Raw genomic sequence first — 20,459 nt, 5'->3', positions numbered from 1 at the left:
CCAATTCAAACGGCTTTGGCTTTTCCAATCTGTTAACCTAATGTTCGAATTCTTCCTTTTAATCACTGTACGATTTGTGTTAAAATATACTTTATGTGAAAAGGACGCGGGAGTGTGTTTTTATGAGTAAAAGGGACTATTACGAGGTGCTTGGAGTATCGAAAAGCGCCACGAAAGATGAGATAAAAAAAGCATATAGACGCTTATCCAAACAATATCATCCGGATATTAATAAAGAAGCTGGGGCGGATGAGAAATTTAAGGAAATAACGGAAGCCTATGAAATATTGAATGATGACCAAAAACGTGCACAGTATGACCAATTTGGCCACGAAGGACCACAAGGATTTGGCGGTGGCGGCTTCGGCGGATCCGACTTTGGCGGTTTTGGCGGATTTGAAGATATTTTTAATACCTTCTTTGGCGGTGGAGGTCGTAGAGATCCTAATGCACCAAGACAAGGTTCAGACCTTCAGTATACGCTTGACTTGACCTTCGAAGAGGCTGTATTTGGTAAAGAAACAATTATAGAAATACCACGAGAAGAAACATGTGATACGTGCAAAGGAAGCGGAGCAAAACCGGGCACAACGCCAGACACATGTCATCATTGTCACGGAAGTGGTCAGCTAAACGTAGAACAAAATACGCCATTTGGTCGAATCGTCAATCGTCGTGTTTGTAATCATTGTAACGGCACAGGTAAATTGATTAAAGAAAAATGCCGGACATGCGGCGGCGATGGCAAGGTGAAAAAACGCAGAAAAATTAATGTTAAAATCCCACAAGGTATTGATGATGGGCAGCAAATGCGCGTTTCAGGTGAAGGAGAACCAGGTATAAATGGTGGACCTCCCGGGGATCTATACGTTGTTTTTCATGTGAGGTCCCATGAATTCTTTGAGCGTGAAGGTGACGATATTTATTGTGAAATGCCGATTACATTCGCGCAAGCAGCTCTTGGCGATGAAATCGAAGTACCGACTTTACATGGGAAAGTAAAACTAAAAATTCCTGCAGGTACACAAACAGGTACTCGTTTCCGATTACGTGGCAAAGGTGTACAAAACGTAAGAGGATATGGCACAGGGGATCAGCATATCCACGTAAAGGTCATTACACCTACCAAACTTTCAGAACATCAAAAGCAACTCCTTCGTGATTTTGCTGATGTAAGTGGAGACACATCTGATGAACAGCATGAAAGTTTTTTTGAAAAGGTAAAACGTGCTTTTAAGAGTTGATGAATTGAATTGGATTGGAGCGGTTTTTAATGAAGTGGAGCGAGATCAGTATCCATACGACTAATGAAGCGATAGAACCTATTTCCAACATTCTTCATGAGGCGGGGGCAAGTGGCGTTGTAATTGAAGATCCAGCTGAATTGACGAAGGAAAGAGAAGATTGGTTCGGTGAAATATATGATTTAAATCCTGGGGATTACCCTGAAGAAGGAGTCATCATCAAAGCTTATTTGCCGGTAAATAGCTTTATTAGTGAAACCATTGATTCAATTAAACAAGAAATCACTGATCTCATAAAGTACGATATTGATATTGGTAAGAATATAGTTACAACTACTGAGGTAAAAGAAGAGGATTGGGCGACAGCTTGGAAAAAATATTACCACCCTGTGAAAATATCCGAAACTTTTACTATCGTACCTACTTGGGAAGAGTATGAGCGTGTTAATAGCGATGAACTGATTATTGAGCTTGACCCAGGAATGGCCTTTGGTACGGGGACACATCCTACTACGGTAATGTGTATTCAAGCATTAGAACGAACCGTTCAAAAAGGCAGTAATGTGATAGATGTCGGGACTGGTTCCGGTGTTTTAAGTATCGCTGCTGCCTTATTAGGTGCGAAGAAAGTTCTTGCTTTAGATTTAGATGAGGTGGCCATTGAATCTGCTAAGCAAAATATTGAATTAAATCATGTGTCGGATATGATTGATGTGCAACAAGGTAATTTGCTTGAAGGGATAGAGACCCAGTCTGATATTGTTGTAGCCAATATATTAGCTGATGTCATTATACGTTTTACAGACGATGCAGCATCAATTGTGAAACAAGGCGGTTATTTCATTACGTCAGGAATCATTCAACCGAAGAAATCTGAAGTAAAAGATGCTATTATATCAGCAGGTTTTTCTATTGAAGAAACGTTAGTAATGGAAGATTGGGTAGCTTTCATTGCAAGGCGTTCATAATGAGGTGGCAATATGCAGCGCTATTTCTTAAATGAACATTATCATGGGCAAAAGTCCGTCAACATTTCAGGTGAAGATTTTCATCACATTACTCGTGTAATGAGGATGAATGAAGGTGATCATTTTTATATTGTGTTTGAAAATGCAAAAGCAGCTTCAGTAAAAATCAACCAAATTTCTGATTCATTTGTTGAAGTGGATATCGTCGATCTTGAAAGTGAAGAGAAGGAGCTTCCTGTATATATTGCCATCGCGAGCGGTTTGCCAAAAGGGGATAAACTTGAATGGATCATCCAAAAAGGGACAGAACTAGGTGCATCAGAGTTTATCCCTTTTATTGCAAGTCGCTCAGTAGTAAAATGGGAAAGTAGAAAAGAAGCGAAAAGATTAGAAAGATGGAATAAAATTGCCAAAGAAGCGGCGGAGCAGTCACATCGTCAAGCCTTGCCCGTCATTCAAAGACCTTACACCCTAAAAGAACTTATCCAATACAGCGACAACTTTGATTGGAAAATTGTTGCATACGAAGAAGCAGCAAAAGAAGGCGAGAAAAGCAATTTAGTAAGAATCATCCAATCAGCAAAACCTAAAGATAAAATTCTTATTGTCTTTGGCCCAGAAGGTGGTATTACAGTTTCAGAAAAAAACGAACTAGTAACGAGTGGTTTTGAAATATGCGGTTTAGGACCTAGAATATTACGAACAGAAACTGCACCACTATACGCATTAACCGCCCTATCCTATCAATTTGAATTAATGAGGTGATCATATGTCTCTTGTAGCATTCCATACACTGGGCTGTAAAGTAAACCATTATGAAACGGAAGCCATTTGGCAATTATTTAAAAATCAAGGCTATGAACGTGTTGATTTTGAAAGCAACGCCGACGTATACGTGATCAATACTTGTACAGTTACAAATACAGGGGATAAAAAGAGTCGTCAAGTCATCCGTAGAGCCATTAGGCAAAACCCTGATGCTGTTATATGTGTGACTGGATGCTATGCTCAAACATCTCCCGCAGAAATTATGGCGATACCTGGAGTTGACGTCGTTGTCGGAACACAGGATCGTGTAAAAATGCTTGATTATATAAAAGAGTACAAAGAAGAACGACAGCCAATTAACGGTGTCGGTAATATTATGAAAAATCGTGTATATGAAGAACTTGATGTACCAGCCTTTACGGATCGGACACGTGCTTCATTAAAAATCCAAGAAGGCTGCAATAATTTTTGTACCTTCTGTATTATACCTTGGGCTCGTGGCTTAATGCGTTCACGTGATCCGAAAGAAGTCATTCGTCAAGCACAGCAGCTCGTTGACGCAGGATACAAGGAGATTGTCTTAACTGGAATCCATACAGGCGGCTACGGTGAAGATATGAAAGATTATAATCTTGCTGCCTTACTACGCGATTTGGAGTCCCAAGTTAAAGGCTTAAAACGAATTCGAATTTCTTCAATTGAAGCAAGTCAACTTACAGATGAAGTCATCGCTACAATTGATAAATCGAAATTGGTCGTAAGGCATTTGCATATTCCAATTCAGTCTGGCTCAAATACCGTTTTAAAGAGAATGCGCAGGAAATATACAATGGAATTTTTCGCAGAACGGATAGAATTGCTTAAAAAGGCGCTGCCGGGACTAGCTATCACATCTGATGTAATTGTTGGGTTCCCTGGCGAGACTGAAGAAGAATTTATGGAAACATATGATTTTATTAAAAAACATAAGTTCTCTGAATTACATGTTTTCCCATATTCTAAACGTACTGGAACTCCAGCTGCTAGAATGCCGGATCAAATCGATGAAAATATAAAAAATGATCGTGTTCATAGATTGATTACTCTCTCAGACCAACTGGCAAAAGAATACTCCTCAAGGTTTGAAAATGAAGTGTTAGAAGTCATTCCTGAAGAACGTTTTAAAGAAAATCCTGAAAGTGGATTATACGAAGGTTACTCAGATAATTATTTGAAAGTTGTCTTCCCAGCATCGGAGGAAATGATTGGAAAACTCGTTAAAGTAAAAATTACAAAGGCAGGCTATCCATATAACGAAGGTCAATTCGTACGAGTAATGGATGACGTGGCTGAAGAAAATTCAATGGCAATCTAAAAAAGGCTATCCCAATTATTTTGGGATAGCTTTTATTAATGGTAAGATAAATAAAAATAGACTCTAGGGATCTCGAGACTAAAATCTGCAGAGCTTCCAAAAACCAACATTAAATTATGCTTTATTGAATATTCGGCATTCGTTTTCAAAACCTTTTCAAAAAAAGACATGCCAAAAGGCTGTTCTTTACCAAGGTTGAGTTTGGTTGATTTCCGCTACAGTTGCTCGCGGACCTTAGGGGCGGGCGGTTTGTCTAGCTGCAGCGCCTAGCCCCTCGAGGTCATAAGTCATATTACTACGTGGCTAAAAGGCAAGCCACTACGTAATCTGACTTATGCTTGTCGGGGCTGCTCAAGGCGCTTACGCATTTCCAGGAGCCTCCTCGACGTAAACGCCTGTGGGTTCTCACCTGTCCCGCTGATCCCGCGACGGACAGGACGTCCTAGTGTCGGCGTTGGCCACAGGACGTGGCCGTATTTAGCCGACCAGGAATCTCGCACTTTCGCTCCAATCAACCTTCTAAAGATTTTGTATTTAAAAGCAACAATTCCTTTGGAAAAGAATCTTAAGACCTTTTTAAGACTCTTCTTCTTCTTTTTGGCGCTTTGGTTTGATATAGGATTTTATATTAAACATCTTACCTTCTCTATAGACGGTAAAGAAGTCGCAGAAACTCCTTATACCAAGAATAATCTTGAGGTACAAAGCTACCTGCTTGCAATTATTATGGTGTTTTCAAATAACTTCCGACAAAAACAGCAACAAAACTTCTATTTATAAATAATATCTTAAATCTTTCATGGAACCCGCCTGAAGATTGAAGAACAGGGTATGAACGCTCGTCTTACCATGTGCGAAAAAATATCCCAGTTGATTTCCGTTCCAGGCGGCTCACCGCACGCCCCCTGGAACGGAAATCAACGGTAGCAGAAAACGTTTCACTTAAATTATTTATGCATTCAATACAGAGTTGGTAATACTACTTAATATAAGATATGAAAAAAATGGCACTAGAAAATCTTGTACCATCTGACTCGGTGAATTCCGAGAGTTAATCAAAAGCAAAGGAGATAATAAAAATGGCAGAAAATATTGCAAAATACATTGATCACACACTTTTAAAAGCCGATGCGACAAAGGAGAGCATTAAAACGCTGTGTGAAGAAGCAAAAGAATATCATTTTGCGTCTGTATGTGTAAATCCTACATGGGTTAAATACGCTTCAAGTTTATTAAAATCGACAGATGTAAAGGTTTGTACGGTGATTGGCTTCCCTTTAGGGGCAACTACCACTGAAACAAAAGCATTTGAAACAAAAAACGCCATTGAAAACGGAGCACATGAAATAGATATGGTGGTAAATATTGGTGCTTTAAAAGATGAAAATTTGGAACTAGTAGAAGAAGATATTGCAGCGGTTTGTGCAGCTGCAAAAGGAAAAGCATTAGTAAAAGTTATTATAGAAACCTCACTTTTGACGAATACGGAGAAAGAAAATGCTTGTAATATTGCAAAACGGGCAGGTGCTGATTTTGTTAAAACGTCGACTGGTTTTTCAACGGGTGGTGCCACGGCAGAAGATGTTAAGCTTATGAGAAAAGTTGTTGGTTCAGAACTTGGTGTAAAAGCTTCTGGAGGAGTTCGCTCGATTGAAGATGTTCAAAAGATGATAAATGCAGGTGCTACAAGAATTGGCGCAAGCTCCGGGGTTGCTATAATGAAAGGTTTATCCGGAGATACAAGTTATTAACTTTTGTTTTTGTTCTTGCCATGCACTTTGATAATAAAGTTTCCGAATTCCTTTGCAAAGGGCAACACCAAAAGTGAGCAGACAACATTGTAAATAACACTTGCATGTGCAAGTTGAGTATTAGGATCTTCAGCAAGTAGACGGCTGAAATTTGCTAAAACTGAAATGAGTGGAAAAAAAACAAGTGCACCGCCAAGATTTAGCCAAATATGAGCAAATGCCGTCTGTCTTGCTTCTCGTCCCGCCCCAATCGATGCGAATAAAGCTGTTGCACAAGTACCTATATTAGCTCCTATCATAATGGCAATCCCAGTTTCAAGAGGAAATGTGCCTACTGATAAGAAGCTCATAGCTATTCCAGTCATGACAGTGCTCGATTGTATGATGGCTGTAAGCAAAGTTCCTATGAGAAAAGAAATAACAGAATGATCCTTCATAACATATATTAAGTTATCTATGTATTCAATGTTGGCAAGTGGCCCTGATAGCCATTCAAAGCCATGCATGGAAGCAAAAATCGTGCCGATGCCAAGTAAGATAAAACTACTGCTTTTTACTTTAATATTTTTAAAAAATTGCATCACCGCTCCAATAACAAGAAGCGGAATAATTATTTTCGACAAATCAAAGGTGAAAAACTCCAAAGTAATCGTTGTACCAATATTAGTGCCTAAAATAATTCCAATCGTTTGTGGAAAAGATAGGATGCGAGCGGATACGAGTCCTACAGCAATAACTGTTACAGCAGAGCTGCTTTGTAGGATTACTGTCATCCCGATTCCTGCGAGAAACCCCATATAAGGAGTTTTTGTCATTTTTTGCAGCCAATTTTCCATTGCACTTCCCGATAAATTAAATAAGCCGATCCTCATCATTGTCATTCCAAGTAAAAAGCAACCAGCTAGAACGATAAATAAAAGAATATAGAGCATGTCCTTCACCTCTCAAATAAATATATGACTTATATTTTTAGACATGCTCAAATACTTGAATCTACCATTTGGAAATAAAGATTGTTGACCTGTCAAAAAGCTTATATTATAATTGCAAAGTACATGGATTTTCATGTATGAACATGTTATTGCTATGTTCGGAGGGAGGGAAAGAGAGATGTCAAAAACAGTTGTTCGTAAAAACGAATCGCTTGAAGATGCTCTTCGCCGCTTCAAACGTACAGTTTCTAAAACGGGGACTTTACAAGAATACAGAAAGCGCGAATTTTATGAAAAGCCAAGCGTAAAACGTAAGAAAAAATCAGAAGCTGCCAGAAAGCGCAAGTTCTAAAGAGGGTGTAAAAATGAGTCTTCTTGAGCGTTTAAATGAAGATATGAAACAAGCGATGAAGAATAAAGAAAAAGAAAAACTCTCCGTCATCCGAATGCTGAAAGCAGCCTTGCAAAATGAAGCCATTAAGCTTGGCCACCAATCATTATCGGAAGAAGAAGAATTGACAGTCCTTTCTCGCGAAGTAAAGCAACGCAAAGACTCCCTCCATGAATTTCAAAAAGCGAATCGTAATGATCTCGCCGATAAAGTTCAAAATGAACTTGCTTTTGTGGACATATATATGCCGGAGCAACTGACTGATGAAGAAGTTGAAGCACTTGTCAAAGAGGCGATCTCAATGTCAGGTGCATCTTCAAAAGTTGATATGGGCAAAGTAATGGGTATCCTTATGCCGAAAGTAAAAGGCAAGGCAGATGGGGCGCTCGTTAGCAAACTTGTCCAAAGGCATTTATCCTAATATGGAATCTAAAAGTCGATGAGCAAAAACGCTTATCGGCTTTTTTACTTTTTTCAGGTATAATAGTAAGAGAACCCAAATTATTTTTGAATCTTTATTAATCTTTATTCGTATTACAGTTATGAACGCTTCGGAAGGGGGGATTGGATGAGAAGAGTGTTAATAGTTATTTGCATGTTGGCAGCTGTTATCCTATCTGTACTGCCGGCACAAGCAGATGGCAAAGGGGCGAACGTTTATGTAATACCGATTAATGGTGAAGTAGAAAAAGGATTACATGCGTATTTAAAAAGGGCAATTACGAGTGCAGAGGAAAATAAGGCTGATCTTATTATTTTTGATATGAACACTCCTGGAGGCGAAGTTATCGCTGCTCGGGATATAGGGAATTTAATCTTAAATACGAAAATAAGGACTGCTACATTTGTAAATTCGTGGGCAATTTCCGCAGGATCATACATTGCACTTAATACGGAAGAAATTTATATGACACCTAATGCAACAATGGGTGCTTCGGCAGTTATTGATCAAAATGGAAATACGGCTGGAGAAAAAGCGGAGAGTATGTGGATTGCTGCTATGACCGGGGCTGCTGAAGAACATGGTCGTGATCCTGAAATTGCAAAGGCCATGGTGACGCCAACGGTTGATCTCCCAAAGTTAAAAGCAAATGGAAAATTATTAACGCTTACTGCAGAACAAGCCTTACAAGTTGGGTACTCCAAAGGAACTGTAAAAAATATTGATGCACTTCTAGCGGAACTGGGGTATGAAGATGCTAATGTTCATACAGTTAAATCTACCTTTGCCGAGTCACTTGCGAGATTTATCACGAATCCAGTGGTAGTTCCTATCCTTCTATCTATTGCAAGTCTTGGACTTGTTCTTGAACTATACTCACCTGGCTTTGGGTTGCCGGGAGGGATGGGCATAAGTGCGTTGCTGCTTTTCTTCTACGGACACTATGTTGCAGGACTTGCGGGCTATGAATCCCTAATTTTGTTCGTATTGGGAATCATCCTGATTGCAGCAGAATTTTTTCTGGCGGGTGGAATTGCCGGGCTGCTGGGGACGGTAGCTGTAATCGGCAGTATCATATTGGCTGGTGGGAATTTCGTTAATATGGCGATCTCAATTATTATAGCTTTATTCCTATCAGTTTTGCTAACTATCATAATGTTAAAGGTGTTTGGTAAACGGATGAATATTTTTAAAAAGCTTATCCTAACTGATTCTACAAACACAGAAAGTGGCTATGTTTCGAATGTGAATCGTCTTGAACTTATTGGTCGTGTTGGGGTAACGATTACTCCGCTTAGACCTTCAGGCACGGTGAAAATGGAAGATGAACGTCTTGATGTCGTTGCAGAAGGAAGTTTTATTGAAAATAATACGAAGGTTAAAGTCGTTAAAGTGGAAGGTTCACGCATCGTTGTAAGGGAAATGTAAACGACTTTTATTTGAAAAACAGGAGGTAATCAAATGCCAGTCGCTCCAGAAGTCATTTTTTTAATCGTAGCAATTGTTATTGGAATTATTGTTCTATCGGTATTATTTACATTCGTGCCAATCGGGCTGTGGATTTCCGCCCTTGCGGCAGGAGTAAAAATAGGGATATTTACATTAATTGGGATGAGACTGAGAAGGGTTATTCCAGGAAGAGTTGTAAATCCGTTGATTAAAGCGCATAAAGCGGGAATTGACGTAGGTACGAATCAGCTTGAGAGCCATTATCTAGCAGGAGGTAACGTGGATAGGGTCGTCAATGCGTTAATTGCAGCTCAACGTGCAAATATTGAATTGACGTTTGAACGTGCTGCAGCAATCGATCTTGCAGGCCGTAACGTGTTAGAAGCGGTTCAAATGAGTGTAAACCCTAAAGTAATTGAAACACCTTTTATTGCAGGTGTAGCGATGGATGGTATTGAAGTCAAAGCTAAAGCTCGTATTACAGTTCGTGCGAATATCGAACGCCTTGTTGGGGGTGCTGGGGAAGATACAGTTATCGCCCGTGTTGGTGAAGGTGTTGTTTCCACAATTGGTTCTAGTGATAATCATAAGAAGGTTCTTGAAAATCCTGATATGATTTCGCGTACAGTTCTAGCAAAAGGTTTGGATTCCGGCACAGCTTTTGAAATTTTATCTATTGATATTGCTGACGTTGATATCGGTAAAAATATCGGAGCGCAGCTGCAAACTGACCAAGCTGAAGCCGATAAGAAAATTGCACAGGCAAAAGCGGAAGAAAGAAGAGCAATGGCTGTTGCAAATGAGCAAGAGATGAAAGCGCGCGTAGAAGAAATGCGAGCGAAGGTTGTCGAAGCCGAAGCTGAAGTACCTCAAGCAATGGCAGAAGCATTGAAATCAGGAAACCTTGGGGTTATGGATTATTTTTCACTGAAAAATATTGATGCCGACACTGACATGCGCGACTCTATCGGTAAAATGACAAAACCAGTTGATAGAAATAAACCAGAATAAATGAGCCAGCTAATTGAAAGGGGGTAACTCCTTTGGAAAATTTATTATTTTTGCTAATTATTGCTGCTATCAGTTTTATTTTCAAACGGAAAACAGGTGCAAACAATGAGCAACGAGAGGAGCGTATGCCTCCTCCAGTTGCACGGCCTATACAAACTTACCGTGAAAAGGCAGAGGAAACAGTAAGGCCGATGCAGCAAGCTTTTCCCGAACTTACGAAAGCTCGTACTTTGAAAGAGGCTGCCGATATTCTTATTGCCAACGCTCAACCAGCTATTGAGGAGAAGCAAAATGAATTAAAGAATAAGTTGGAGAAGTTAAAGATAGAAGAAGAAAGCCACCGTATAAAAGCAGGTAAAATTAAACAGTTTGAACAAAAAATAGTACAAGAACAATCAGTTGACTTACAATTTCAAGCCAATGATATTTTAAAAGGGATTGTCATGTCAGAGGTACTCGGACCTCCTCGCTCTTTAAGACCTTACCAAAGGTCAAATCGTTCATAATAAAAATTGTGATGAAACCCGCTTTCCAATCATACTATGAGAGGAAAGGGGGTTCTTTTTTATGGCCAAAAAATGGACCAACAATTTACGAAGATGGATGGCATTCAAAATGGAACTTCCTCCTGACGTCATGATGGACCTGCCAAGAGTAACGATTGTCGGCCAGTTGCACATTTATATTGAAAATCATAAAGGGCTTCTCGTTTTCACGGATAAGGAATTGCGACTCTTGCTAAAACAAGGTCAACTGCTTATAAAGGGAAAATCATTCGTAATAAAGACTATTTTGCCAGATGAACTATTACTTGAAGGAAAAATAGAAGAAGTTCATTATCTAGATGGATAGGAGTGGCATTGTTGAAAAATCAGTGGCTGACGTTCATTACTGGAAGAGTGTTGGTAAAGGCGGAAGGCAAAGGGATTGAGCGGTTGATAAATCGACTCGCTCAATCAGGACTCATTATGTGGAAGGTGAAAAAAAGAAAAAATGGTTCCGTTCTTTTTTTCATCGCACTTCCAGATTTACATAAATTTCGAACTGCTGCGCGAAAAGCGGACTGTTCTATTACTTTTATACGTGGTGAAGGTTTGCCATTTATTTGGAAAAGAGCGATAAAACATAGTGGATTTCTCGTAGGAATCATATTATTTTTCTTAATTGCGTTTATTCTTTCAAATATTACATGGGGAATCGAGATAAAAGGAGCAGATCCTGAAACTGAACATAAAATGAGAAAAGAATTGACGCAATTAGGCATAAAGGTTGGTTCCTTCCATTTGTTTAGCGATAAACCAGATGTCATTCAGCAAAAATTAACTAAAAGAATTGATAATATTACATGGATAGGTGTGGAATTAAACGGGACAACCTTTCACTTCAACGTAGTTCAAAAAAATGAACCTAAAAAACCACAGCTGAAAAGTCCCCGCCATTTAGTTGCTAAGAAGAAAGCAGTAATATCTAATATGTTTGTTGAAAAAGGAAAATCAGTAGTGAAAATTAATCAATACGTTGAGAAAGGACAACTCCTTGTTTCAGGGATGATTGGCAGTGAAGAAAAACCGAAGCTTGTTTCCGCAACCGGGGAAGTTTGGGGGATTACTTGGTATAACACTAAAGTCGAATTTCCTTTAAACTCTAATTTTCAAGTATATAGTGGTGAGGAAATTAGAAGGCATTATATTGTTGCAGGAAAATTGTACATGCCCTTTTGGGGCTTTAAAAGAGTGGCTTTTAAACAATATGAGACAGAAACAATGGATCATGACTTGTATTTTTTAGGATGGAAGCTTCCAATTATGTATTCCGAAAAGACAATAAGGGAAAATGAAAACATGGCGCGAACTTTGACAAAAGAAGAAGCAATTGAAACAGCAAAAGAATTAGCCAGAAGGGATGTGGCGAATACTATTCCTGCCAACGCACGCTTAGATGGGGAATATATTTTGCAACAAGAAGTTGACAATGGTAAAGTAAAACTATCCATAAATTTTCAAGTGATTGAGAATATTGCTGAGGAAAGACCAATCATTCAAGGAGACTAGCGAATGTCAGAAGAAATATCTACAGTAAAAATTGAAATAGAAAACCCTGATGAAGCTTTAGTACTATTTGGCAATGCAGATATCAATTTAAAATTACTCGAAGAGCAATTTAATGTAACGATTGTAACAAGAGGAGAAACGTTAAATTTATCAGGAGAACCATCTTCAGTGGAGATGGCAGGGGAAACCATTAAACAGCTCCTTAACGTCATTCGTAGAGGCATTCATATCAGTGAGAGAGATGTCGCTTACGCTTCAAAAATGGCTAAACAAAACCGCATTGAATATTTCTCCGAATTATTTGAGGAAGAAATTGCCCGTAATACGAAGGGGAAAGCAATACGCGTGAAAACGTTGGGACAGCGTCAGTATATTGATGCCATCCGCAAGCTGGACCTTGTATTTGGCATTGGTCCTGCCGGGACGGGTAAAACGTATCTAGCTGTAGTTATGGCAGTAAACGCTTTGAAAAATAATAAAGTAAATAAAATTATACTTACGCGTCCAGCCATTGAGGCAGGAGAAAGCCTTGGTTTTTTGCCTGGAGATTTAAAAGAGAAAGTGGATCCATACTTACGCCCACTGTATGATTCATTGCATGATGTTTTAGGTGCGGAGCATACACAGAGGCTAATAGATCGAGAAACAATTGAGATTGCACCGCTTGCCTATATGAGAGGTCGGACATTGGATGATGCTTTCGTTATTTTGGATGAAGCCCAAAATACGACACAGGCACAAATGAAGATGTTTTTGACTAGACTGGGATTCGGGTCGAAAATGGTTATTACAGGCGACTCAACCCAAGTGGACTTGCCTAAAGGGGCAAAGTCAGGTCTAATGGCTGCCGAAATTATTTTAAATGGAGTGAAGGGAATATCTTTTATTCACCTTAACCAAAGTGATGTAGTGAGGCATCCTCTTGTGGGGCGCATAATTGAAGCATTTGAGGGGCATGATTCTTTACCTGGGTAATAAGTTTTTCAAATGGATTAAATAATAGCATCAAAAAAGACGACCCAATATCCTAAAAAGTAGATATTTTGGGTCGTCTTTTTATCCTAGAATATGTCCAATATATCCTTGGATTGTATGAACACTGTTGATTTCCGCTTCAGGCGGACGCTTTCCGGGGGGCGTGCGGTGAGCTTCCTCGTCGCTACGCTCCTGCGGGATCTCACTTGTCACGCTAATCCCCCAACGGACAGGACGTCCTAGTGTCGGCGTTGGCCACAGGATGTGGCCGTCTTTAGCCGACCGGGAGTCGCCGCCTTCCGCTCCAATCAACGGCAACTGCTTAAAAACTTTGATGGAACAGTTTCAGGGGGTAGCAACAATAATATCTGGACAATTATCTATACTGGTTACGTTGGCTTTAATTGAGCAAAAAAATAGCATTTGATGAATGAATCCATCAAATGCTTATTTCAGCATGTCAAAAGTCTAATTTTACAACTGTTATCGATTTAGGGGCTAGTTAAATTAAATTCATTACAAACAAATTAACAACAACCACTATCCCAAAGGAAACAAATCCAACAATTTTTACGGGGTGACTGTTTTTATATTCATTAAATGGAGTTACTCTTTTTACAATTTCCCAAAATAATGCAGTTCCTAAAAGAATAATAATTCCTCCGAAAATTAAAACGTTGTCCATTGAATTAGCAATCCCAATAATATGGTTAATAAAAAGTATCCATAAATAGCCTAAGTACGCATTCAAAATTACAGACAGAAAAAAATCCTTGTTTTTTATTGCTACCCCCCCCCATTTGAATATTCTCAATATAGTGATATTATATCGTTCTATCTTTATTTTTGAAATGCGTATGAAATTCTTTTAAAGAAGGCAAAATTTACGAAAACAGCTTAAATATAATACTACAGTTAACAATCGAAAAGAGTCGATGGCATTTCGATCGTTATCATGACTAAAAGCCATTGTTTATTAATTTTGAAGCATTGCACACACCCGTTTAAAATTGATACTCCACTATACAGCAAAGAGCTATATAATTCCTTTTGAATACGAGGGATTATATTTTTTTGTGTTGGCTGTATTAAAGGTGGATGCAAATTTTTATACTATGTTGATTGGAGCGGAAGGCGCGAAGACTCCTGGTCAGCTAAAGACGGCCACGTCCTGTGGCCAACGCCGACACTAGGACATCGTGTCCGTCGCGGGAGTACGGAACAGGGGAGACCCCACAGGCGCTTGCGCCGAGGAGGCTCCTCGTACCGCCCGCGGAAAGCGAAGCGCCTGGAGCGCAAATCAACAACTAAGCTTAAAGGGTGGGAGTAGCGGGGGTTTTTAACTTTTTAGGGAACTTTTTTAAAATAATTTCGTCTTATTCAGTATAGGGTTAAATGCTTCTTTTAGTAGTTATTACAAAATTCAAGTGTTTTCGTTTTAGAAAACTGTTATTATTTAAATATAATGCTGAAATGAGTCAGCAATAAACGGGGTATGGAGGATTTTATGGACTTTCAAGCGTATATTAGCAAAATCCGAACGTTCCTAAGCTATAAAGTGTTTACAAGTCTTATATATTGCATCCTTGGATTATCATTATTTGCCATTCTGTACCATAATGTGAAGCCGGAAACGTATGATATTGAACTTTTTTCCGTAGCAGATAAAACGATTCGATCTACGAAAACGGTGGAGGATGAAATAAAGACAGCAGAAGCGAGGGAAAATGCCGCTGATCAAGTTGACAAAGTATATGTATTTAAACAAGAAATGGCTCAAAATCGAGTTTCTTTAATTACTTCCATTTTTGATTTTGTAAAGGATACGAATTACGAATCCAACAAAGTAGTGGAAGAGAATGCCTCAGAGATAAAAAAGGAAGAAGTATCGGCAATCTCATTGCAATCGAGGTTAAAACAACTTAAAACAAAGCTAACTGAAAATGTTTCAGAAGACATTACAAATACGATATCAGACCCCATTTTCGTTACATTATTACAAACGGATGTTTCTGAATTGCAAAGAACAAGAGATATTGTTGAACAATATGTGGAATCTGCCATGAATGAAAAAATTCGTGAAGATGGCACTGAAGCAGCACGGAAAGTCGTAGCAGATCATATAAAGAATGCGGGATTACCAAATGACTTGGAAACAGCCGCAATTGAATTAGGTAAATATGCCATTGTTCCCAATGATTTATACGACCCATTGCTGACGGAAGCAAGAAAGAAGCAAGCAAAGGATGATGTAGAGCCTGTAAAAATATTGCAAGGGCAAATAATCGTCCAAGAAGGGCATTTAATTGACAGAGAAACATACAGACAATTAGAAATGCTCGGTTTGCTAAAAAATAATCCTACCATAAAACCAATCATTGGATTAGGGATTTTTGTAATTTTGGCCATTGGTTCGCTTTATATTTATTTTTCGCGACTGTCCACATCCGAGGAGAAAAAGCAAAGCTATTTGCTCCTTTCTAGTTTGATTTTTATTTGTTCAGTCATTATTATGAAAATCATTGGATTAATGGAAGGGGATAATTTGAATAAACTTGCCTATCTTTTTCCTGCCGCAATGGCTCCAATGCTAATAAAGACCATGATTAATGAAAGACTCGCTCTCATTATTACAATTATTTTAGCATCATGTGGCAGCATTGTTTTCCATGATGGGATATCGGATACAATAGATATTGAAATAGCTATTTATATACTATTTAGCGGTTTGGCTGGGGTGTTATTTGTATCGGAAAAAAATGAAAGAACCCACATACTACGGGCGGGTTTATTAGTATCGTGTATCAATCTGCTTCTCATCTTTTTCCTATTGCTAGTCGGAGGTGGGCAGTACACACTTACTGAATATTTCTATTTTGGATTATTTTCAATCGTATCAGGGATTCTATCCTCTGTGCTTACAATTGGACTTTTGCCTTTTTTTGAAGCAGGGTTTGGAATATTGTCTACCATGAGGTTAATCGAGTTATCCAATCCGAATCATCCTTTACTAAAAAAGCTTCTAACCGAAACACCCGGGACGTATCATCATAGTGTCATGGTTGCGAACCTAGCAGAAGCTGCTTGTGAAGCAATCGGGGCAAATGGTTTATTAGCTAGAGTGGGCTGTTATTATCATGATGTCGGCAAGACTAAACGTCCGCCATTTTTTATAGAAAACCAAATGAATATAGAAAATCCACATGATCGTCTTCCAGCCGAAACAAGTAAGGATATTATTATTTCTCATGCCGCTGATGGGGCAAAGGAATTGAGAAAACATAAATTACCAAAGGAGATTGTCGATATTGCCGAACAGCATCACGGCACAAGTCTGCTTAAGTATTTTTATTTCAAAGCAAAGAAAATAAATGAAGATACTCCTGAAACGGAATATCGTTATCCTGGACCGAAGCCACAAACAAGGGAAGCGGCTGTTATTAGTCTTGCTGATAGTGTGGAGGCGGCCGTTCGCTCTATGGCAAATCCAACTCCTAGTGAGATTCGATCGCTTGTTCATCATATTTCACAAGATAAAATCCTAGATGGGCAATTTAATGAATGTGATCTTACTTTAAAAGAAATTGAACTTGTAAAAATAAGATTTTGTGAAACATTAAATGGCATTTTCCATTCACGAATTGAGTATCCTGACTTAAAACAACAGAAGGTGATTGGCAGTGACACTGCAAATTGATTTAATTGACGTGACTAAAGAATTGTCAGATTCTGATATTGAGCTTATGGAAAGCTTATTAAACTATGCTGCTGAAAAAGAACATATAGAGGACGGTACTGAATTATCAGTTATGATTGTTTCCAACGATGAAATTAAAAAAATCAATAAGGAATATCGGGGAAAGAATTATGCCACAGATGTCATTTCTTTCGCCATGGAAGAATTAGGTGACGACGAGCTGGAAATTAAAGGTTCCAATATGCCCCGCATACTTGGTGACATCATCATATCTATAGATAAAGCACAGGAACAAGCAAAAGAATATGGCCATTCCTTTATGAGGGAACTTGGATTTTTAACCATTCATGGCTTTCTACACTTGCTCGGATATGATCATATCGAGGAAGAAGATGAAAAAAAGATGTTTTCAAGACAAAATGATCTTCTTGAAGGTTATGGCCTTGAAAGGTAAAGGGAGATTTTCAATTATTCGTATTGCGTGTGCCTTTAAATATGCAATTCAAGGAATCTTCTATGCAACAAAAGTAGAAAAAAACTTTCAAATTCATATTACATGTGGCGTAGTTGTGGGTGTGCTATCATTTTTATTGAAAATAAATAAAACAGAATGGCTATTCATCATTATTTCCATATTCGGCGTATTGGCACTTGAGCTCGTAAATTCTGCTCTTGAACGTACAGTAGATATTGCGACAAAGGAAATCAAACCGTTGGCAAAGCAGGCGAAGGATCTTGCTGCTGCGGCGGTACTTGTATACGCGATCATGTCCGTTATAATAGGAATACTTATTTTGGGACCAAAACTGATAATGCTTTTTTGATTGAGAGCTGCCTTTTTAACGGCGGCTTTTTCTTTTTTATGGTCAACAATTTGAACTTGTTCTTTCAGTAAGTTAAAATATTGGCACGGCCAATATTACAAAACGATTAAAAATTCAAATTTTGAAAAAATTAACGATGAACTTCACTTTTTTATGGGAAAATGTAGTAAAATATATGTATGAAAGTCGGGGAGAACAAAATGAATCAAGAGCAACTAGTGCAAGAAGCCGCAAAAGCGAAAGAGAATGCCTATGTCCCTTATTCACATTTTCCAGTTGGTGCTGCATTGCTTACAAACGATGGGAAAGTATATCACGGGTGTAACATAGAAAACGCTGCTTACAGTGTTGTAAATTGTGCTGAGAGGACTGCAATTTTTAAGGCTGTATCTGAAGGCGATAAAGATTTTGTAATGCTGGCAGTAATTGCAGATACTGAAAGACCAGTCCCACCATGTGGTGCATGCCGTCAAGTAATTGCTGAATTGTGCCCAAAAAACATGAAAGTGGTTTTAGCAAACAAAAAAGGGGATATTAAAGAACTAACCGTAGAAGAATTATTACCCTTTGCTTTTTCACCGGAGGATTTACATGAATAATCAGTTGCAAACAAATAATCAGTACAAATCAGGTTTTATTTCCATTATCGGCAGGCCCAATGTTGGAAAATCCACTTTTTTAAATCATGTTATTGGGCAAAAAATTGCCATTATGAGTGATAAACCACAAACGACAAGAAATAAAGTGCAAGGCGTATTATCTACAAATGATTCCCAAATGATCTTTATTGATACTCCAGGCATTCATAAGCCAAAGCATAAATTAGGCGATTTTATGATGAAGATTGCCATTAATACCTTAAAGGAAGTTGATCTGATTTTATGTATGATCAATGCAGATGAAGGCTTTGGCAGAGGCGATGAATTTATCATTGAAAAGTTGAAAGGTGTTCGTACACCCGTATTTTTAGTTATTAATAAAATTGACCTTGTTCAACCTGATAAACTTTTAACTATTATGGATCAATATAGAGAAATGTATGATTTTAAAGAGATAGTACCTATTTCAGCACTAGAAGGAAATAATATTAATACACTTTTAACGCAGATTAAACATTATTTACCAGAAGGTCCTCAATATTATCCGGAAGACCAAGTGACAGATCATCCTGAAAGATTCATCGTCTCGGAATTAATTAGAGAGAAAGCGCTTCATTTAACGAGAGAAGAGGTGCCTCATTCAACTGCAGTTCTTATAGATAAGATGGAGCATAAACAAAATCAGAACATCATCCATATTATGGCAACCATAATAGTGGAGCGGGATTCCCAAAAAGGAATTGTCATTGGGAAGCAAGGGAAAATGTTAAAAGAAATAGGGCAAAGAGCTCGAATAGATATTGAAAATCTACTTGGGTCTAAAGTTTTTTTGGAGCTGTGGGTAAAGGTTCAAAAGGATTGGCGAAATAAAGCATTCCACCTTAGAGACTATGGTTTCAAGGAAGATGAATATTAATTCCAAAATATTACTTGGTTACTTTAACAAATTTTATTTAGTATTACCTCTTGTTTTAGTGAAAAAATATGAGTAAGCTTTACTACTTTGAAAGGCGGGATTAAAATGTATGAGTTCACGTGGAAAGTTTTTAAAGAGACAGGTAATGTTGATACGTACTTGCTTCTAAAGGAACTTGAAAAAGAAGAGCATATGAGTATTCTGCCGTATATGGAAAATTCAGACGAAATAGATTACCCGGTAACATAAGAAATTGTATTTCTTCCCCGGAATTGAAAGGGGACATTTATAGATGGTGGGAAAATACGAAGGAATCGTTATTAGATCTACGGACTATGGTGAATCAAATAAAATAATTACGATTTATACAAGAGAAGCTGGGAAAATCGCTGGAATGGCAAGGGGCGCAAAAAAAACGAATAGCCGCCTTGCCAGCCCTACCCAGCTTTTTACATATGGATATTTTATGATTCAAGGAAACCGTGGTCTCGGAACAATGCAACAGGCTGAATTAATTTCTTCCCTGAGAGGTATTCGGGAGGATATTTTTAAAACAGCGTACGCTACTTATATTGTGGATTTAATGGATAAGGGGACAGGGGAGAAAGAGCGTAATCCATTTTTATTTGAATTATTGCTGCAAACACTGCAATATATTAACGAAGATCATGACCCTGATATTGTAACAAATATTTTCGAGATGAAAATGTTAAACGTCATGGGCTTATATCCTGAAATGAATCGATGTACAATATGTGGCAGTTCGGAAGCTCAATTCGGCTTCTCGATAAAGGAAAATGGACTCATTTGTCATGAGTGCTTTGATAGAGATCCTCACTTCTTTCCTTTATCACAAAATGCCGTCAAGCTGCTCCGATTATTTTACTTTTTTGATATCCATCGGCTTGGCTCCATATCCGTGAAGCCTGAAACAAAAAAAGAATTGAAGGATGCCATTGCACTATACTACGATGAATATTCCGGATTACACTTAAAGTCAAAACGTTTTCTTGATCAGCTTGATAAGTTAAAAGGACAGATGTAATAAGAAAAAAGAAAGCGCCTTGCCCATCGACGTACAAACTTC

The 20,459-nt window shown here is 38.4% G+C and carries 23 protein-coding genes; 20 read left to right on the top strand and 3 right to left on the bottom strand.

Annotated features, from left to right (window positions below; translation table 11 throughout):
* The first annotated feature begins 122 nt into the window (after positions 1–122).
* From dnaJ to deoC, 5 genes are all read left to right on the top strand, one after another.
* Positions 123–1,244, top strand: a complete 1,122-nt coding sequence (dnaJ, locus tag NQ185_RS02145; protein ID WP_257579866.1) for a molecular chaperone DnaJ — start codon at positions 123–125, stop codon at positions 1,242–1,244.
* 29 nt (positions 1,245–1,273) lie between these two features.
* Complete coding sequence (gene prmA, locus NQ185_RS02140) at positions 1,274–2,212, top strand: 50S ribosomal protein L11 methyltransferase (protein ID WP_257579865.1); 939 nt, start codon at positions 1,274–1,276, stop codon at positions 2,210–2,212.
* Positions 2,213–2,224: 12 nt separating this feature from the next.
* Positions 2,225–2,977: a 16S rRNA (uracil(1498)-N(3))-methyltransferase gene (locus tag NQ185_RS02135; protein WP_257579864.1), complete on the top strand. Its 753-nt coding sequence runs from the start codon at positions 2,225–2,227 to the stop codon at positions 2,975–2,977.
* A gap of 4 nt (positions 2,978–2,981) precedes the next feature.
* Positions 2,982–4,334 (top strand): tRNA (N(6)-L-threonylcarbamoyladenosine(37)-C(2))-methylthiotransferase MtaB, encoded by a 1,353-nt coding sequence (gene mtaB / locus NQ185_RS02130; RefSeq protein WP_257579863.1) that lies wholly within the window; start codon positions 2,982–2,984, stop codon positions 4,332–4,334.
* 1,079 nt (positions 4,335–5,413) lie between these two features.
* On the top strand, positions 5,414–6,085 hold the full coding sequence (deoC, locus tag NQ185_RS02125) for a deoxyribose-phosphate aldolase (protein ID WP_257579862.1): 672 nt from the start codon (positions 5,414–5,416) through the stop codon (positions 6,083–6,085).
* Here deoC and NQ185_RS02120 read toward each other — a convergent pair.
* Positions 6,082–7,017, bottom strand: coding sequence for a Na/Pi symporter (locus NQ185_RS02120; protein ID WP_257579861.1), 936 nt, complete (start codon positions 7,015–7,017; stop codon positions 6,082–6,084). The two genes, deoC and NQ185_RS02120, sit on opposite strands and share 4 nt — an antisense overlap.
* 178 nt (positions 7,018–7,195) lie before the next feature.
* On the opposite strand from NQ185_RS02120, the gene rpsU reads away from it, so the two are divergent.
* From rpsU to NQ185_RS02080, 8 genes are all read left to right on the top strand, one after another.
* A complete protein-coding gene (gene rpsU / locus NQ185_RS02115) occupies positions 7,196–7,369 on the top strand; it encodes a 30S ribosomal protein S21 (RefSeq protein WP_039238310.1) in 174 nt (57 codons plus the stop codon).
* Between the two features lie 13 nt (positions 7,370–7,382).
* Complete coding sequence (locus tag NQ185_RS02110) at positions 7,383–7,829, top strand: GatB/YqeY domain-containing protein (protein ID WP_257579860.1); 447 nt, start codon at positions 7,383–7,385, stop codon at positions 7,827–7,829.
* A 147-nt stretch (positions 7,830–7,976) separates the two neighbouring features.
* Complete coding sequence (locus NQ185_RS02105; RefSeq protein WP_257579859.1) at positions 7,977–9,278, top strand: NfeD family protein; 1,302 nt, start codon at positions 7,977–7,979, stop codon at positions 9,276–9,278.
* A 33-nt stretch (positions 9,279–9,311) separates the two neighbouring features.
* Positions 9,312–10,310: a flotillin-like protein FloA gene (gene floA / locus NQ185_RS02100; RefSeq protein ID WP_257579858.1), complete on the top strand. Its 999-nt coding sequence runs from the start codon at positions 9,312–9,314 to the stop codon at positions 10,308–10,310.
* 32 nt (positions 10,311–10,342) lie between these two features.
* On the top strand, positions 10,343–10,816 hold the full coding sequence (locus tag NQ185_RS02095; RefSeq protein ID WP_257579857.1) for a YqfB family membrane protein: 474 nt from the start codon (positions 10,343–10,345) through the stop codon (positions 10,814–10,816).
* 61 nt (positions 10,817–10,877) lie between these two features.
* Positions 10,878–11,162 carry a sporulation protein YqfC gene (gene yqfC, locus NQ185_RS02090; protein ID WP_257579856.1) on the top strand — a complete coding sequence of 95 codons (285 nt, stop codon included), beginning with the start codon at positions 10,878–10,880 and terminating at the stop codon, positions 11,160–11,162.
* A 2-nt stretch (positions 11,163–11,164) separates the two neighbouring features.
* Entirely contained in the window at positions 11,165–12,361 is a 1,197-nt protein-coding gene (gene yqfD / locus NQ185_RS02085; RefSeq protein WP_308784458.1) for a sporulation protein YqfD, read from the top strand.
* 3 nt (positions 12,362–12,364) lie between these two features.
* Positions 12,365–13,336: a PhoH family protein gene (locus tag NQ185_RS02080; RefSeq protein WP_257579854.1), complete on the top strand. Its 972-nt coding sequence runs from the start codon at positions 12,365–12,367 to the stop codon at positions 13,334–13,336.
* A gap of 81 nt (positions 13,337–13,417) precedes the next feature.
* On the opposite strand, the gene NQ185_RS02075 is transcribed toward NQ185_RS02080, so the two are convergent.
* Both NQ185_RS02075 and NQ185_RS02070 read right to left on the bottom strand, forming a co-directional pair.
* Positions 13,418–13,549, bottom strand: coding sequence for a hypothetical protein (locus NQ185_RS02075; RefSeq protein WP_257579853.1), 132 nt, complete (start codon positions 13,547–13,549; stop codon positions 13,418–13,420).
* A 289-nt stretch (positions 13,550–13,838) separates the two neighbouring features.
* Positions 13,839–14,021 carry a hypothetical protein gene (locus NQ185_RS02070; protein WP_257579852.1) on the bottom strand — a complete coding sequence of 61 codons (183 nt, stop codon included), beginning with the start codon at positions 14,019–14,021 and terminating at the stop codon, positions 13,839–13,841.
* Between the two features lie 822 nt (positions 14,022–14,843).
* On the opposite strand from NQ185_RS02070, the gene NQ185_RS02065 reads away from it, so the two are divergent.
* The 7 genes from NQ185_RS02065 to recO all read left to right on the top strand — a co-directional run bounded on the left by NQ185_RS02065 (position 14,844) and on the right by recO (position 20,417).
* Entirely contained in the window at positions 14,844–17,033 is a 2,190-nt protein-coding gene (locus NQ185_RS02065) for an HD family phosphohydrolase (protein WP_257579851.1), read from the top strand.
* Positions 17,017–17,487 carry an rRNA maturation RNase YbeY gene (gene ybeY / locus NQ185_RS02060; RefSeq protein WP_257579850.1) on the top strand — a complete coding sequence of 157 codons (471 nt, stop codon included), beginning with the start codon at positions 17,017–17,019 and terminating at the stop codon, positions 17,485–17,487. Before NQ185_RS02065 ends, ybeY begins: the two co-directional genes overlap by 17 nt.
* The gene (locus NQ185_RS02055) at positions 17,471–17,857 is read left to right on the top strand and encodes a diacylglycerol kinase family protein (RefSeq protein WP_257579849.1); all 387 of its coding nucleotides are present in this window, start codon (positions 17,471–17,473) and stop codon (positions 17,855–17,857) included. The genes ybeY and NQ185_RS02055 overlap by 17 nt, the downstream gene beginning before the upstream one ends.
* Before the next feature lie 200 nt (positions 17,858–18,057).
* Positions 18,058–18,456: a cytidine deaminase gene (locus NQ185_RS02050; RefSeq protein ID WP_257579848.1), complete on the top strand. Its 399-nt coding sequence runs from the start codon at positions 18,058–18,060 to the stop codon at positions 18,454–18,456.
* Positions 18,449–19,372 carry a GTPase Era gene (gene era / locus NQ185_RS02045; RefSeq protein WP_257579847.1) on the top strand — a complete coding sequence of 308 codons (924 nt, stop codon included), beginning with the start codon at positions 18,449–18,451 and terminating at the stop codon, positions 19,370–19,372. Before NQ185_RS02050 ends, era begins: the two co-directional genes overlap by 8 nt.
* Positions 19,373–19,477: 105 nt before the next feature.
* Positions 19,478–19,621: a YqzL family protein gene (locus tag NQ185_RS02040; RefSeq protein ID WP_257579846.1), complete on the top strand. Its 144-nt coding sequence runs from the start codon at positions 19,478–19,480 to the stop codon at positions 19,619–19,621.
* A 43-nt stretch (positions 19,622–19,664) separates the two neighbouring features.
* A complete protein-coding gene (gene recO / locus NQ185_RS02035; RefSeq protein ID WP_257579845.1) occupies positions 19,665–20,417 on the top strand; it encodes a DNA repair protein RecO in 753 nt (250 codons plus the stop codon).
* Positions 20,418–20,459 lie beyond the last annotated feature (42 nt).

Source organism: Lederbergia panacisoli, assembly GCF_024626525.1.
GTDB lineage: Bacteria > Bacillota > Bacilli > Bacillales > Bacillaceae_C > Lederbergia > Lederbergia panacisoli.
Note: the sequence above shows the minus strand (reverse complement) of the source record. Positions and strands in the feature narration are given on the sequence as shown.